Source organism: Paenibacillus kribbensis (assembly GCF_001705305.1).
GTDB lineage: Bacteria > Bacillota > Bacilli > Paenibacillales > Paenibacillaceae > Paenibacillus > Paenibacillus kribbensis_B.
In genome coordinates this window covers 210,964-224,660 of record NZ_MCBP01000011.1, presented here as the reverse complement: position 1 = coordinate 224,660, position 13,697 = coordinate 210,964, and the positions used below count along the sequence as shown (strand labels likewise).

Below are 13,697 nucleotides of genomic sequence, written 5' to 3'. Positions count from 1 at the left end.
CGGTCGAGCCAGTATCACCTGTAGCTCCCGTTGTGCCAGGTGCTCCAGCTGCTCCCGGCGAGCCGGTCGTTCCCGTGGCTCCGGTCGAGCCAGTATCACCTGTAGCTCCCGTTGTGCCAGGTGCTCCAGCTGCTCCCGGTGAGCCGGTCGATCCCATGGCTCCGGTAGGACCGATATCGCCTGTGGACCCCGTTGGGCCAGTTGCTCCGGCTACTCCTGGCGAGCCGGTCGTTCCCGTGGCTCCGGTCGGACCGGTATCGCCTGTAGCTCCCGACGGGCCAGTTGCACCAGTAACTCCCGGCGAGCCGATGGCTCCCGTGGCACCTGTTGGGCCAATTGCACCAGTAACTCCCGGCGGGTCGGTGGCTCCCGTGGCACCTGTTGGGTCAGTTGCACCAGTAACTCCCGGCGGGTCGGTGGCTCCCGTGGCGCCGATCGGATCACCAATAGCTTCTGTAACTTCAGTAACCCCTATAAGCCCAATTGGCCTTATCGTCCCAGCCGCATCGGTATAGCCCGTTGAACGATCTTTTATCCCGGTTGCATCCATAACTTCAGTTACTCTGGTTTTCCTGGTTCGATCCCTTCGTCTTGTAACATCAAGTTTATCGATGCAATTTAGTGCTTGATTAAGATAAAGAAGGGATTCTGCAACTCCCATTCTGGCTGAATTTATTCTTCTCTGTTTTATAAATTTCTTAGCTGCTCGCAATGCCTTCATTGTTGTTTTTACTTTTCTTACACTCCTATATCTTGATCGTTTATGATTATTCATTTTTAGATCTTCCTCTATTTTTTCTATGTTTGGCTTCTCTGAAATTGTTTAATCTCACGAGCACACGACTGAGTATGGCAACTGAGCGGATAATATTCTTTTTTGCTCGTTTATATTTTCCTTTTACCAAAAAGCGCTGTACCTTTTTTAAACGCCGACTAGCATTATTTAACAAAAGGTTGGAACTCCGTTGGATAGTCATCGATCTTTCCCCCTATCGTGACGAATTTTCGTTTTCCCTAAAACGTACACCGTCCCTGAATTCACATGTATCACAATAGATTATGGTGGGGAGGCTACTATCTCCACGGCATTTAGCCTAATTTGGTTCTAAAAATTTTCTTTTTAAGTCTAACTACTATCCGGAATGTACAAAATGCCTATGCGGTGTCAATTACTACATAAAGTAGAAAAACCTTGATTCATCAATGTTTCTGACGAATCAAGGCCCCTCATTCTGTCTCAACTATAACCGTTACTCACACACAGATTTTAACTTTATTTTATTTTGACGGCAGAACTGTTGTCTGACCATAATTTTTTTATAGCATCGAATCTTTATTTTAGGATTCTGCTTTCTCTTTTGGATAAAGAACAAATGCGTACTTGTTTCCCTTTAACTGATCTTTGTAGAATACAATCTTACGATTTAAAACATCCATGTTTTGCTGTAATGCTTGAATCTCCAGTTCCAAAAGATGCTTACGCTGTTCAAGTAAGTCCAGCCGTTCAGGAATGGTATCATCACCCTGGGAACGCCAGTCGGTATATTGTTTTAGCTCTGCTAACGACATACCGGTATTTTTCAAATGAAGCAAAAATTGAAACCAGCCGACGTCATAATCAGAATATTCGCGTATATTATGTTCATTTCGGTGAGGTGCAAGTAATCCCTCTGTTTCATAATAACGAAGCATACTCGTTGATACACCGACCATTTGTGCAAATTCTCCAATGGAGTACGACATGTAACTTCACCTCTTTCTATGTATTTCTGATTATTTAGCAATGATTAGATCACCTGTTTTGTCGAACGAATCAGAATTTCACTAACTGCTACCGTATCAGGTGTATTAATTGCATAGGCCACGGCATCGGCAATGTCGCTTGGTTTTAATCCCATACCTTCTATTTTTGCGTTCATGCTAATTTCTTTGGACTTTTTCTGCTCTCTCTACTCCAAACAACTCCAAAACCAACTATAGAAATCAATAAAATCAAAATTGAGTTTGCTAAAATTAACGTTTGTACCGAATTTGTCTTTAATACATATGAAAACAGTAAACTTTCATATGGGGAAAGTGTTGCCCCTATGTTGTAAGCAATCAAAACCACAGTAGTCCCGAATCTAGCCATTTTTGCGGTTTGTTGTGTAAATGAATGAAGCAGATAGGGCATGATACACCGAAAAGAAAAACCGATAACCATTGAACAAAAAGTAGTGAGCAAGATGCTATGTGAAATCGTCGCCACATACATAAAAAGGCCAAGCAGGAGAAGTGAAACAGGCAGTATATATCCCTTTAATACTTTAAAAAGTTTCCCAAATGAAAAACCTGCAATAAAAGCACCTGCACCAATAAAGGCAATCATATTGCTGCCAATGGTTGCGTTACCGATATTTTTTTCCAAGATCAGTGGGGTAATCTCAATATTGTAATTGATAAAAATGGTGACAATGATAAAAAGCAACAAACCAAAACCATTCATCAACTGATAGGCTCTTCTTTCGCTAGACCCGTCTGACATCGTGTCTTCCTGTTCATTTTTTTTATCTTCAATTCGGCTCCTGTCATTCGGAACGAATAAAAAGAAGGCTACAAAAATAGGAAGGGCTATGGCATAAACAAGAAAAGATGTATACCAGTTGATCTTCAGCAGCTGCCCCACTAATAGTGTCAAACAGATGCCGCCTAAACCTTCAAAGGAACTTTCCAATCCAATGATGGTAGCTTGTTTATCTGAATCATTTGGGTAGGAATCACTGATCATTTGGATAATTAAGCGATTGAACAGACCGATCCCTAAACCAAAAATACACCGAGAAAGAAACAATAGCGAAAAGCTATCATGCTTCAGTACTGGAAATATGCCTGCAATGAATACCAGTCCAATACCAATCAATATGGTGTTTTTCTTTCCAATCCAGCTTTCCAGCCGATTCCCTATTAAAACCGCAAGTACGACAAATAATGAAGGAATGGTTGTAAGCAGGCCAATATGGGTTGGATTTATGGCAGGAAATTTACTCGCGATGGCCGGAATATTGGCGGCAATAGCTGGACCGGAGGAAATTAACAGCGCAACAGATAACAGTGAGCCTGTCTTTAATTTTTCCCAAGTCATAGAGAATATGCATCCTCCTTTCGTCTATGTATCAACTCTAAAGCTTAAAGTTAACTTTAAGTCAAGCGAAAATTAATTCCTAACTTGCAAGACTAATTTCGACGCTTTTATTACTTGCATTAAAGCCGACTTTAAGGACTATACTGAGTCCTGAACAAAATAAAAGATTGAATGGAGGGAACTAAAATGGCAGAAAAACAAACAGCAGGACGAGACTTGTTAGGAGATTTTGCGCCCAAATTTGCTGAATTAAACGACGATGTGTTATTCGGTGAAGTTTGGTCCAGGGAGGTCGAACTCTCTCCTCGAGATCGCAGCATGATTACCGTTTCTGCATTGATCGCCGGTGGCAATTTTGAACAGCTAACTCCACATCTGCAAAAGGCGAAGGCCAACGGCATAACAAAAGATGAAATTGCGGAAATGATTACGCATCTTTCGTTCTATGCAGGATGGCCCAAAGCTTGGTCGGCATTTAACATTGCAAAAGAAATCTATAAAAACTAAAAGAAAGCAGGAACAAACATATGGCATATGAAGAATTAAGCAACAGCACCATCTTCCCTTTGGGAAATAAAGTAGAAGGAAACTTTATCGGAGATGCTTACTTACACATGGTGTTTACTGATCCAACGCCACTGAATACAGCCATCGGGAATGTAACCTTTGCCCCAGGAGCCCATAATAACTGGCACTCTCATAAAGTTGGGCAAGTTTTATTGGTTACAGGTGGTGAGGGCTGGTACCAGGAAGAAGGAAAACCAGCTCAACTGCTTAAAACCGGGGATGTGGTGAATATTTCACCGAATGTAAAGCACTGGCATGGGGCAACAAAAAACAGTTGGTTTGTACACTTAGCCCTCACCCCAGGTGAAACCGATTGGTTAGAGCCTGTCAATGATGAAATGTATAATAAATTATAAAAGCGGAAAAACCTAAAAGTCCATGTTCTGTTGGAATAAAACAACGAAAACATGGACTTTTTCAGTGATCTCCCTTTAAAGAAACAGGCCATTATTCCTGCTCAAATGTTTTGATTGAATGTTATAGCATTAAATCTCAAATCGGATCGTACCGAGCGTTTTTACGATTTCCGGATCATTGTGTGAGAAGAAGCTACTTTGTTTCATATCTAACGCAGCAATCGTCTCCATATCCTCTTGGCTTAAATCAAAGTCAAAAATATTGAAATTTTCGATAATTCTTTCTTTATGGACGGACTTTGGAATTACGACAACTTCTCTTTGTGTCAACCAGCGTAAAATCACCTGAGCCACGGATTTCTTATACTTTTCAGCCAATGATACCAAAACTTCATTATGGAACATATTATTTCTGCCTTCTGCAAAAGGTCCCCAAGACTCAATCTGTACATTGTATTCCTTCATAAGTTTGGCGCCTTCAATTTGCTGGCAGAAAGGATGCGTTTCGACCTGGTTAACAGCCGGAGTGACTTCGTTATGAAGAATCAAATCAACGAGACGGTCCATCTGGAAGTTGCTCACACCGATCGCTCTGATTTTTCCTTCATGATACAGCTCCTCCATCGCACGCCAGGAACCATACACATCACCAAATGGCTGGTGAATCAGATACAGATCCAAATAATCCAATTGCAATTTTTCCAGTGACTTTGAAAATGCCTTCTTTGCACTCTCATAGCCCGCATCCTGGATCCAGAGTTTTGTAGTAATAAACAATTCTTCTCTCGGTACGCCGCTCCGCTTGATAGCTCTGCCAACTGATTCTTCATTTTGATAAGCGGCAGCGGTGTCGATTAGACGATAGCCTGCCATGAGAGCGTCATAAACGCTTTGTTCACATTCATTCGCATCTTTAATCTGATAAACTCCAAAACCGATGATAGGCATTTCAACACCATTGTTCAGAATTACTTTTTGCATATAAATCCTCCACATAGAGTAGTTTGTCATAATTTCTATCAGGTATTTACATTTTATTATTTCGAAACAGTAATTACCCTATGTCAGTTAATTAAAACCAACAATAGAGTGCGGCACATACGGCTCTTCCAGGAATGTGACTTCTTCCGGTGTTAATTTCACAGCAAGTGCAGCCACAGCCTCTTCGAGATGAGACATTTTTGTAGCACCGATAATTGGAGCAGTTACTGGTTCTTTTTGCAGCAACCAGGCAAGTGCGATTTGAACGCGGGGAACACCGTGTTTTTCTGCAATTTTCGCAACCCTCTCCACAATCCGTCGATCGGCATTTGCTGTTGCATCATATTTCGATTTTTGTATTTGATCGGTTTCAGATCGAAAGGTTGTTTCCTCCGGGTCACGCGTCAATCTTCCTGATGCAAGCGGGCTATATGGAATGACACCGATTTTTTCTTCCCTGCACAATGGAAGCATTTCCCTCTCCTCTTCACGGTACATGAGATTCAAGTGATTCTGCATGGATACAAACCGGGTCCATCCATTTTTCTCGGCAACATGCAAAGCCTTCTGAAATTGCCATGCATACATAGCGGATGCCCCAATGTATCTGGCCTTTCCTGCCTTCACTACATCGTGCAAGGCTTCCATCGTTTCCTCAATAGGCGTATTGTAATCCCAACGGTGGATTTGATATAGGTCTACATAATCGGTACCTAGCCGTTTCAGGCTTTTATCGATTTCGCTCATGATTGCCTTGCGAGAATTGCCGGCGCCATTGGGTCCTTGATGCATACGTCCATGAACTTTGGTTGCAATTACAATCTCATCCCGGCTGGCATAATCCTTAAGCGCACGTCCCAGAATCTCCTCGCTTACTCCAAGAGAATATACATTAGCCGTGTCAAAAAAATTGATGCCAAGCTCAAGTGCTTTTTTAATGATCGAACGACTGCTCTCTTCATCAAGTACCCATTGATGAATCCAATGTTCCGCATCGCCAAAGCCCATACAGCCGAGACACAGCCGTGATACATCCAAACCGGTATTTCCAAGCTTCACAAATTCCATTGGATTGACCTCGCTTTACAATAAAATGGTGTTCTCAATGATTGAATGAGTGTAGTATGCTGTTTCCAAGTCATAGCCTATCACCTTCGTGTAACTCGAAGTCAATGCCTTTAATCCAAGTTCTTTAAAATTCTTATCAGGAGGACTTTACATGTATTCAGTGAAAGATGTAGCCAAACGACTTAATATAACCGAACATACGATACGCTTTTATACAGATAAGGGCTTAGTTCCCAACCTTAAGCGTGACAAAAACAATAATCGTGTTTTTACCGATGAATCAATCAATTGGCTGATTGGGGCGAAAAATTTAAAAAAATGCGGGATGTCTGTAGAAGAAATCAAGACCTATGTAGAATTGTGTCTGGAAGGAGAGTCCAGGATTCATGAGCGCTATGAAATTATTCGCAAACAAAAGGAGGCGGCTTTAGCTCAATTAGAGGAAGCGAAGTTAAGAGCCGAATTCATAATTGAAAAAGAAAAGCATTATCTTGATATCATCAATCAAGTGATCCCGGATGATACCAACCCTGCTGTTTGGGAGAAAGATAACTTTGGCGTATAGTTCTTGGGAAAAAAGACAAAATACAAGCGCCATTCCCTTTTCAGAGGAATGGCGCTCCAAAATGCTTATGAACGGGTGTTATGTACCTCAACTGCACGCTGTAGGAACTGTTCAATCTCTTCCCTCGACTTGCGCAACTTGTTCACAAAACGGACAAGCTCACCGCCATCGGTGTAAGCGACAAAGCTGGAATGTCGAGAATGTTCTGTTCCTCACTCACAGTAAAGGTGATAGAGTTTACCATTCCAATCCATGTTTTTCAATATAAGTGCTGGTTGTATCCTCTCCAGAACCGATTGATACCTTGCCTTCTGTACCTATTAGCACCCCCGCTTTTATGAGCAGTTGACCAATATGACCATCTTTTTCAGCTTGCAAAATCAAGGCTTGAGTTGTAACAACATCTTCTTTTGAAGCATCCGAAGCCAAAACAACATGTGGATGGTGTGTAATGCTCAGTTGGTCTCCTTTGGAGACAGTACCCTCTGTATCCATGAAGAATCCGGAAGTTGAGATCTGTTCATTTATGTGGATTTTTCATTTCACGTCGCTTACAATGAATTTAACCATTGTGATCAGAACTTTAACTAAAAATGTCATTAGGAGAATCAACAAATGATCAAATCGAAACGAATTAATCAGATTAAGGAATACGTTTTTGAGCATGAATCGGTATCATTGGAAGAACTGGTAGAGCATTTTGGAGTATCCAAGAATACAATCCGTAGAGATATTCAGTCTCTTGTCGATTCCGGGATCATAAAAAAAGTATATGGTGGGGTTTCTGTCAATCATTCTACCCTTGTTGTCTTCAACGAACGACGTGATCAGAATTTTACCAAGAAGCAGGAGATTGGCAGGCTGGCTTCCCAGTTCGTGGAGGACGGGGATGTTATTTTTGTTGATTCGGGGACGACGACCTTGGAGCTTCTACCTTACATTCAGCACAGGCAGCTTACGATTGTAACGAACAATTTTGATTTTATTCATGAAGCTAAGCCCTTCCCTTCCCTATCTATCTTCTCTACGGGCGGCATGCTTGAGCGTAAAACGAATTCCTTTGTTGGCTTCCAAAGTATTGAGCTGCTAAAAAAATATAACATTAACAAAGCTTTTGTCGCTTCAACGGGCATTTCGATTACGAATGGAGTAACTAATTCATCTCCGCTAGAGACCGACCTTAAAAGTACAGTTGTGGAAAAAAGCCTGAACGTGTATTTAATGATTGATGACAGCAAATTTGACAAATATGCCCTCACTACGTACTGTTCTCTTAGCGATATTGACTATTTGATCACCAACAGTATACCAAACGTAAGCTACCAGCAATATGCATCAGAACATGGTATCAAAATCGTGACGCCATAAGCTCGAAGCCAAAAAAGCAGCACGTTCCGTCCTGGTTACAGTGAAGAACATGCTGCTTTTGTATAGAATGCTATTATTTATTTTTTAAACTGACTGCCTTACGACTTGAGCCAAATTCACGAATTTTGGCACGCACCGTTTCCCGAATCGCGTCTCTCGCCGGAGTTAATATTTTTCTCGGTTCGGTCGTTTCCAAATCCACCGCTAGCGTGTTACGCAACTGAAGTGACCAGGCCGTCACACATTCGGTGTTGATATTCACTTTAGCATGACCTAGCTTGATCGCCCGGTCGAGTTGATGCTTCGGTATCCCCGAAGCACCGTGCAAAACTAGCGGAATGCCAACCGCTCGCGAGATGGCATCCATCTCGTCAAAGCCGAGCTTCGGTTCTCCAGCATATTTGCCGTGTACGGAACCCAGTGCCGCTGCCAGTGCATCAATACCTGTTTCTTCTACGATCCGTATGCACTCATTCAGATCTGCATACTGAATACCGCCGATCAGGCCATCTTCCATACCGCCTACCGTACCGACTTCCGCTTCTACGGATACACCGGAAGCAGTTGCATATGCTGTGACCTTTCTCGTATCCCGGATATTGTCCTCAATCGGGCCATGGGAGCCATCGAACATGACAGAGGTGAAGCCCGCATCAATCGCACGCAGGCAATTGTCAACCGTCTTGCCGTGATCCAGGTGCAGAGCTACAGGGACTTTAATGTTCTTTTCTTCAACAAGCGTACTTACCATAGCCGTAACAGTCCGGTAACCACCCAGAAAGTCAATCAGACGGTCTGAAGCCGCCACAATGACAGGCGCTTCTTCCTCCTGGGCCGCATCAAGTATGGCGTGAACCCAAGATAAGCCGTTAATATTAAACTGGCCAACACCATAATGTTCCTGTTTTGCTTGCTGTAGCATTTCCTTCATGGAAACCAAGGGCACGCGCTCATCATCTCCTTTCCAGTCACTCTTCTAACTGAGGCCCAGTCCTTCTTTCATTTTTTTCAACATGATTGCACTTGATTCTTCCGGCTTGTCGCTGTAAGCGAACACTGCATTCGTGGCAATACCGTCGAACTTCATCTCGCGCAGCTTACGAAACAAGGTGTCAAAATCAATATCGCCTTCACCGATGTTCAAGTGCTGGTGAACCGTTACTTGGGCATCAGGCGGATTGACGATGTAACGCAGTCCATAAGCCGCTTTATGATTAAAGGTATCGGCAAACAGCACATGATCGAGCAGATCACCCGCTTCGTCCAGCATTTTGGCGATATCACCTACCCCATCATCATAGAAGAATGTATGGGCGACGGAGTATACTAGCTTGATCCAAGAACGGTCAAGTGCACGGATCATATTAATCGCTCCGGTATTCGTCTCGATAAAATCATACGGATGCGCTTGCAGATTTAGGCGAATTCCCTCCTTCTCGAATACCGGGATCAGTTCATCCATCGACTTGACGAACTTCTCTTCGCAAACGAACGGTTCATACTTGGAACCGCTGAATTCACTGTTCATCAGATCAATATCGAGTTCCACTGCGACTTCAATGGCACGCTTCCAGTTACGGACAGCCGCCTGTCTCCTTTCTTCATCCGGACCTGCCCAGTGGTAGAGAGGCAGCAGGGAAGAAAATTTCACACCCGCTTCGCTCATCCATTTTTTGACCTGCTTGATCTTGGTTTTATCAACTTTAGGATACTTGTAAAATGGACAGAAATCTTCACGTGGAGATAGCTCGATGTATTCATAGCCCATATCTGCTACCTTGAAAATCATTTCCTCCATAGATAGCGAATCTCTAAAATGTGTCGGATCATATGCCAGCTTCATGCTTGTTCCTCCTCTTGCCTATATGGTCGGGATATTAATACTGTTTCGATTTTTTCAACATATCCACCTTACGTTGATACGCACGCTGGATGCCCTCTCTGTCCGATACTTCAGCCACACCGACATGCCACCAACTGTTATAGCCGTCCGTCATCGTCTTAGGCAGCACTTTCATTTCGATCAGAGTGGAGTTCTTCTGCTTCTTCGCATCCTCCAGCGCCGCCTTCACTTCTTCAACGGTGTTGGCGCGATACACTTTCGCTCCGTATGCTTCTGCGACTTTGGCGTAATCAATGTTCATAATCTGGTTGTCCTGTGTTCTGAACTCGCAGTAATAGCTGCCAGAGCCGTGATCCATCTGTAAGTTGTTAATACATCCGAAGCCCGAGTTGTCGAACAGCAGAACGTTGATTTTTTGATGATACTGAATCGCTGTAATCAACTCGGAGTGCAGCATCAGGAAACTGCCGTCGCCGACGATGGAGTAAACCTCGCGGTCCGGGTTCGCAAGCTTGATGCCCAAAGCGCCTGATATTTCGTACCCCATACAGGAATATCCATACTCCAAATGGTACGTGTTGCTCACTTCGGATTTCCAGAGACGCTGCAAATCTCCCGGTAGTGAACCGGCGGAAGATACGATAATGCTGTCCTTGTCAATGGTGTCGTTGACAGCAATCAATGCAGTCGTCTGTGCCATATCCGATTCAAGGGCATCTGCATATTCGTTCATCGTCTCCTGGGTAAAGTGCTGCTTGACTTCTGGCACAAAGCCCGAGCGTTTGAATTCAACCTTAGCGAGACGCGAACGCTCTTCATCCCATTCTTTTTGCAGTTCCGGAATAATCGTGCCGAATTCGCTGGTGTATCCATCCAGACGGTCGTACAGCTTGCTTAACGCAGATTTAGCATCGGCCACCACTTGCAGACCGTCCAACTTGTAAGCTTGCATCCGGCTAACGTTAATGTTTAGAAACTTCGTACGGTCAAAGTCGAACGCCGTCTTCGAGGAAGTGGCGAAGTCAGTATATCGGGTCCCGATACCGATGACCAGATCCGCTAAACGAGCGGCTTTGTTCGCTGCCAGCGTTCCTGTAATCCCCATACCGCCCAGATTGTTCTCAAAGGTACTTTCGACAGCCGATTTACCGGCTTGCGTCTCCACCAGCGGAATATCGTACTTCTTCGAGAAAGCGATAACCTCATCCCGCGCTTCCGAATATTTCACGCCCCCGCCGACCAGAATCAGAGGCTTACGGCTGCTGCGAATCAGACGTTCTGCCGCTTCCAGCTCCCGTTCGCTCGGCTGCAGCCGGTCTACATAGTGAACGCGCTTGTGAAAGAAGGCCTCATCGAAGTCAAACGCTTCCCCTTCAACATCCTGGGAAATGCAGATGGTGACAGGTCCGCTCTTGACGGGATCGGTCAGGACTTCGAAGCCGCGAATCAAGGTGCTCATTAACTGCTCCGGGCGCGTCACGCGATCCCAATAGCGGGACACCGGCTGAAGCGCATCATTGGTTGTGACAGCCATGCTGTACTCCTGTTCAATCTGCTGTAATACCGGGTCAGGCTGTCTAGTTGCAAAAGTATCCGCGGGCAGGAAAAGCACAGGCAGGTTATTTGCGAGCGCCGTTCCGGCCGCTGTTACCAGATTGGCAGACCCCGGGCCGGACGACGTGGACACCGCATAAATTTTTTGCCGCAAATTTTCTTTGGCATACGCGATTGCGGCATGAGCCATGCCCTGCTCGTTCTTGCCTTGAAACACTTTCAGATGGCCGGCATCCTGTTCCAGCGCCTGACCGATCCCAAGCACGTTGCCGTGGCCGAAAATCGTGAAGATCCCTTCAACGAACGGCGTCTCACGACCGTCGATATGAATATACTGCTGGTTAAGAAACTTGATCAGTGCTTGCGCTGTGGTCATTCTGATTTTGTTGCCCATTGTACAACTCCACCTTTATTGAAGTGTTATCACGATATCAGGAATGGATGACAGGCTGATTGGAAATTAATTCCTCAATCTCTTCCACCGTCGGCATAGCTTCCGATGAGCTGTGCTTGCTGACTACAATGGAAGCGGAGGCGCTGCCGTATTTCAACGCAGTCCCAATATCCTTGCCGGTAATCAGAGCATACAGAAATGCTGAGGCATACGAGTCGCCGGCGCCGAACGTTTTGAGCACTTTCGTTTTGTACGCCTGCGCCCGGAATACCTCGCCGGATTTGGTATATGCATAGGACCCTTCAACACCATGCTTAATAACGATAATTTCCGGACGATGTCCGAACAGGTAGCTGATGGTATTATCATTGGAGCCGCCTTCGCTGTTCTCCATCACGTCATATTCGTCTCGGGTCCCGATGACAATATCTGCCTGCTCCGCTACTATCGAATAATATACTGCCGTTTCTTCTTTGTTTTTCCACGTATACGGACGATAATCCAGTTCGAATACAATTTTTACACCGTTGCGTTTAGCCAGTTGAACCGCTTTGAGAACCGCCTCGCGGGAAGGGCTTTGTGCAAGAGCCGTGCCCGAGACAAGCAGCATGCCTGCCTGTTGGATGTATTCCTCCTCCACTTCATCTGTACGTAGGTACAAGTCAGCCACATCGTCGCGGTACATCAGAATGCTGCACTCTTCGGGACTTTTGATTTCCGTGAAGGCAAGTCCTGTCTTGTGACCTTCCTGATCTACAACAAGCTGGGAAGTGTCGATTCCGGCATCACTCATATATTTCTGGATAAAACGCCCATGCTGGTCATCAGCGATTTTGCCGATAAACCCTGCTTTCAGTCCCAACCGTGCTCCCCCGATTGCAATATTTGCAGGGGAACCTCCAACATACTTGACGAATGTCATCGTTTCTTCCATCGGCCGATTGTATTCGGCGGCATTTAGATCAATACAAGCCCTTCCAATCGCAATCAAATCGAACTTTTTTGCACTGTTTGCTCCATTGCTCATACTCTTCCACTCCTTTCATTTATTTCCGATCCAGAATCCATTCATGATCCGGGTCATTATGGAATTTCCAAATGCGCCTAGGGCCTGCCATAACGTTCAAATAGTAGGACGTATACCCGTCTGGTACGCCTACAGGATGATATCCGGCCGGTACAATAACCACATCCCGATGTTCGACAGCCATTGTCTCATCCAGACTCCGGTCATCCGTGTATACCCGCTGGAACAAAAATCCGGCATGCGGCTCAACTTCATGGTAGTAGGTTTCTTCCAGGAACGATTCATCCGGCAGACGGTCCTGATCGTGCTTGTGCGGCGGATAGCTGGAGAAATTGCCCCCCTCCGTATATACTTCCACGACAAGCAGGCTGCTTGCGGATGGGTCGTTATCCGGCAAAATATTGTGAACCATGCGTTTATTCTGATATTTCCCGCGGTGCTCAACGCCGACGTCTTCGGCCTTGATCCACCTTGTCTGGAGCGACACCAGAGCAGGAGCGTAGCACAGTGCGACGGTTGCGTTCGTTACCGCTTCAATCGTGAAGCTTTTTCCGCCGGATACGAACACGCTGTCTGTCGGTTTTTTCTCAAAAACACTCTGTCTCGTTCCGATTCCTTCGAAAACATGCTCGCCTTCGGTAACGGTGATCTTGCCTGTAACGGCAACAATACAGCATTCCTGATCCGTCAGCACTTCTTCATAGCGTCCGTTCACTTTGAAATCAATCATTTTGAAGCCGACATATTCCAGCTCCGTGTCTTGCGTCGTTAATTGATGAACCACTGTAACATCGTTTGGTTGAACTTGATTGGGCTTGCGCAACAAATGACTGATCACGACTGAATCCCTCCA

16 protein-coding genes and 2 pseudogenes are annotated in these 13,697 nt (G+C 44.9%); 4 read left to right on the top strand and 14 right to left on the bottom strand.

Going from position 1 to position 13,697, the window contains the following annotated elements; genetic code table 11:
• The 5 genes and pseudogenes from BAZ21_RS19705 to BAZ21_RS19690 form a co-directional block, all read right to left on the bottom strand.
• A pseudogene (locus tag BAZ21_RS19705) lies at window positions 1-550 on the bottom strand (NTTRR-F1 domain); the annotation flags it as partial.
• 217 nt (window positions 551-767) lie between these two features.
• The gene (locus BAZ21_RS19700) at window positions 768-977 is read right to left on the bottom strand and encodes a hypothetical protein (protein WP_068504332.1); all 210 of its coding nucleotides are present in this window, start codon (window positions 975-977) and stop codon (window positions 768-770) included.
• Between the two features lie 361 nt (window positions 978-1,338).
• The gene (locus BAZ21_RS19695; RefSeq protein ID WP_068504330.1) at window positions 1,339-1,743 is read right to left on the bottom strand and encodes a MerR family transcriptional regulator; all 405 of its coding nucleotides are present in this window, start codon (window positions 1,741-1,743) and stop codon (window positions 1,339-1,341) included.
• 44 nt (window positions 1,744-1,787) lie between these two features.
• The gene (locus tag BAZ21_RS28080) at window positions 1,788-1,919 is read right to left on the bottom strand and encodes a hypothetical protein (protein ID WP_256021976.1); all 132 of its coding nucleotides are present in this window, start codon (window positions 1,917-1,919) and stop codon (window positions 1,788-1,790) included.
• On the bottom strand, window positions 1,916-3,121 hold the full coding sequence (locus BAZ21_RS19690; RefSeq protein ID WP_068504328.1) for an MFS transporter: 1,206 nt from the start codon (window positions 3,119-3,121) through the stop codon (window positions 1,916-1,918). Before BAZ21_RS19690 ends, BAZ21_RS28080 begins: the two co-directional genes overlap by 4 nt.
• 186 nt (window positions 3,122-3,307) lie before the next feature.
• Between BAZ21_RS19690 and BAZ21_RS19685 the strand changes: the two genes are divergently transcribed.
• Window positions 3,308-3,628, top strand: coding sequence for a carboxymuconolactone decarboxylase family protein (locus BAZ21_RS19685; protein WP_068504326.1), 321 nt, complete (start codon window positions 3,308-3,310; stop codon window positions 3,626-3,628).
• A gap of 20 nt (window positions 3,629-3,648) precedes the next feature.
• A complete protein-coding gene (locus BAZ21_RS19680; protein WP_068504324.1) occupies window positions 3,649-4,044 on the top strand; it encodes a cupin domain-containing protein in 396 nt (131 codons plus the stop codon).
• A 129-nt stretch (window positions 4,045-4,173) separates the two neighbouring features.
• Here the strand turns inward: BAZ21_RS19680 and BAZ21_RS19675 are convergent, their stop codons facing one another.
• Both BAZ21_RS19675 and BAZ21_RS19670 read right to left on the bottom strand, forming a co-directional pair.
• Entirely contained in the window at window positions 4,174-5,025 is an 852-nt protein-coding gene (locus BAZ21_RS19675; RefSeq protein ID WP_068504322.1) for an aldo/keto reductase, read from the bottom strand.
• An 87-nt stretch (window positions 5,026-5,112) separates the two neighbouring features.
• On the bottom strand, window positions 5,113-6,093 hold the full coding sequence (locus BAZ21_RS19670; protein ID WP_068504320.1) for an aldo/keto reductase: 981 nt from the start codon (window positions 6,091-6,093) through the stop codon (window positions 5,113-5,115).
• A 151-nt stretch (window positions 6,094-6,244) separates the two neighbouring features.
• Between BAZ21_RS19670 and BAZ21_RS19665 the strand changes: the two genes are divergently transcribed.
• Window positions 6,245-6,658, top strand: coding sequence for a MerR family transcriptional regulator (locus tag BAZ21_RS19665; protein WP_068504318.1), 414 nt, complete (start codon window positions 6,245-6,247; stop codon window positions 6,656-6,658).
• 65 nt (window positions 6,659-6,723) lie between these two features.
• Here the strand turns inward: BAZ21_RS19665 and BAZ21_RS29820 are convergent.
• Both BAZ21_RS29820 and BAZ21_RS19660 read right to left on the bottom strand, forming a co-directional pair.
• A pseudogene (locus BAZ21_RS29820) lies at window positions 6,724-6,881 on the bottom strand (thioredoxin); the annotation flags it as partial.
• Window positions 6,882-6,895: 14 nt separating this feature from the next.
• Complete coding sequence (locus BAZ21_RS19660) at window positions 6,896-7,153, bottom strand: hypothetical protein (RefSeq protein ID WP_176718178.1); 258 nt, start codon at window positions 7,151-7,153, stop codon at window positions 6,896-6,898.
• A gap of 120 nt (window positions 7,154-7,273) precedes the next feature.
• On the opposite strand from BAZ21_RS19660, the gene BAZ21_RS19655 reads away from it, so the two are divergent.
• Complete coding sequence (locus BAZ21_RS19655) at window positions 7,274-8,026, top strand: DeoR/GlpR family DNA-binding transcription regulator (RefSeq protein ID WP_068504316.1); 753 nt, start codon at window positions 7,274-7,276, stop codon at window positions 8,024-8,026.
• 73 nt (window positions 8,027-8,099) lie between these two features.
• On the opposite strand, the gene fba is transcribed toward BAZ21_RS19655, so the two are convergent.
• Genes fba through iolB form a run of 5 tightly spaced genes read right to left on the bottom strand, consistent with a single transcriptional unit; the run spans window position 8,100 to window position 13,679 of the window.
• A complete protein-coding gene (gene fba / locus BAZ21_RS19650) occupies window positions 8,100-8,972 on the bottom strand; it encodes a class II fructose-1,6-bisphosphate aldolase (protein ID WP_068504314.1) in 873 nt (290 codons plus the stop codon).
• 30 nt (window positions 8,973-9,002) lie between these two features.
• Window positions 9,003-9,869 (bottom strand): sugar phosphate isomerase/epimerase family protein, encoded by an 867-nt coding sequence (locus BAZ21_RS19645; RefSeq protein WP_068504311.1) that lies wholly within the window; start codon window positions 9,867-9,869, stop codon window positions 9,003-9,005.
• A 34-nt stretch (window positions 9,870-9,903) separates the two neighbouring features.
• Window positions 9,904-11,817: a 3D-(3,5/4)-trihydroxycyclohexane-1,2-dione acylhydrolase (decyclizing) gene (gene iolD, locus BAZ21_RS19640; RefSeq protein WP_068504309.1), complete on the bottom strand. Its 1,914-nt coding sequence runs from the start codon at window positions 11,815-11,817 to the stop codon at window positions 9,904-9,906.
• Window positions 11,818-11,854: 37 nt separating this feature from the next.
• Window positions 11,855-12,844 (bottom strand): 5-dehydro-2-deoxygluconokinase, encoded by a 990-nt coding sequence (gene iolC / locus BAZ21_RS19635; RefSeq protein ID WP_068504307.1) that lies wholly within the window; start codon window positions 12,842-12,844, stop codon window positions 11,855-11,857.
• Window positions 12,845-12,863: 19 nt separating this feature from the next.
• Window positions 12,864-13,679 carry a 5-deoxy-glucuronate isomerase gene (gene iolB, locus BAZ21_RS19630; RefSeq protein ID WP_068504346.1) on the bottom strand — a complete coding sequence of 272 codons (816 nt, stop codon included), beginning with the start codon at window positions 13,677-13,679 and terminating at the stop codon, window positions 12,864-12,866.
• Window positions 13,680-13,697: the final 18 nt, after the last annotated feature.

Excerpts from the sequence above, each read along its gene's own strand:
- BAZ21_RS19700 (WP_068504332.1), bottom strand. The coding sequence starts at position 977 with ATGACTATCCAACGGAGTTCCAACCTTTTGTTAAATAATGCTAGTCGG.
- BAZ21_RS19695 (WP_068504330.1), bottom strand. The coding sequence starts at position 1,743 with ATGTCGTACTCCATTGGAGAATTTGCACAAATGGTCGGTGTATCAACG.
- BAZ21_RS28080 (WP_256021976.1), bottom strand. The coding sequence starts at position 1,919 with ATGAACGCAAAAATAGAAGGTATGGGATTAAAACCAAGCGACATTGCC.
- BAZ21_RS19690 (WP_068504328.1), bottom strand. The coding sequence starts at position 3,121 with ATGACTTGGGAAAAATTAAAGACAGGCTCACTGTTATCTGTTGCGCTG.
- BAZ21_RS19685 (WP_068504326.1), top strand. The coding sequence starts at position 3,308 with ATGGCAGAAAAACAAACAGCAGGACGAGACTTGTTAGGAGATTTTGCG.
- BAZ21_RS19680 (WP_068504324.1), top strand. The coding sequence starts at position 3,649 with ATGGCATATGAAGAATTAAGCAACAGCACCATCTTCCCTTTGGGAAAT.
- BAZ21_RS19675 (WP_068504322.1), bottom strand. The coding sequence starts at position 5,025 with ATGCAAAAAGTAATTCTGAACAATGGTGTTGAAATGCCTATCATCGGT.
- BAZ21_RS19670 (WP_068504320.1), bottom strand. The coding sequence starts at position 6,093 with ATGGAATTTGTGAAGCTTGGAAATACCGGTTTGGATGTATCACGGCTG.
- BAZ21_RS19665 (WP_068504318.1), top strand. The coding sequence starts at position 6,245 with ATGTATTCAGTGAAAGATGTAGCCAAACGACTTAATATAACCGAACAT.
- BAZ21_RS19660 (WP_176718178.1), bottom strand. The coding sequence starts at position 7,153 with ATGGATACAGAGGGTACTGTCTCCAAAGGAGACCAACTGAGCATTACA.
- BAZ21_RS19655 (WP_068504316.1), top strand. The coding sequence starts at position 7,274 with ATGATCAAATCGAAACGAATTAATCAGATTAAGGAATACGTTTTTGAG.
- BAZ21_RS19645 (WP_068504311.1), bottom strand. The coding sequence starts at position 9,869 with ATGAAGCTGGCATATGATCCGACACATTTTAGAGATTCGCTATCTATG.
- iolD (WP_068504309.1), bottom strand. The coding sequence starts at position 11,817 with ATGGGCAACAAAATCAGAATGACCACAGCGCAAGCACTGATCAAGTTT.
- iolC (WP_068504307.1), bottom strand. The coding sequence starts at position 12,844 with ATGAGCAATGGAGCAAACAGTGCAAAAAAGTTCGATTTGATTGCGATT.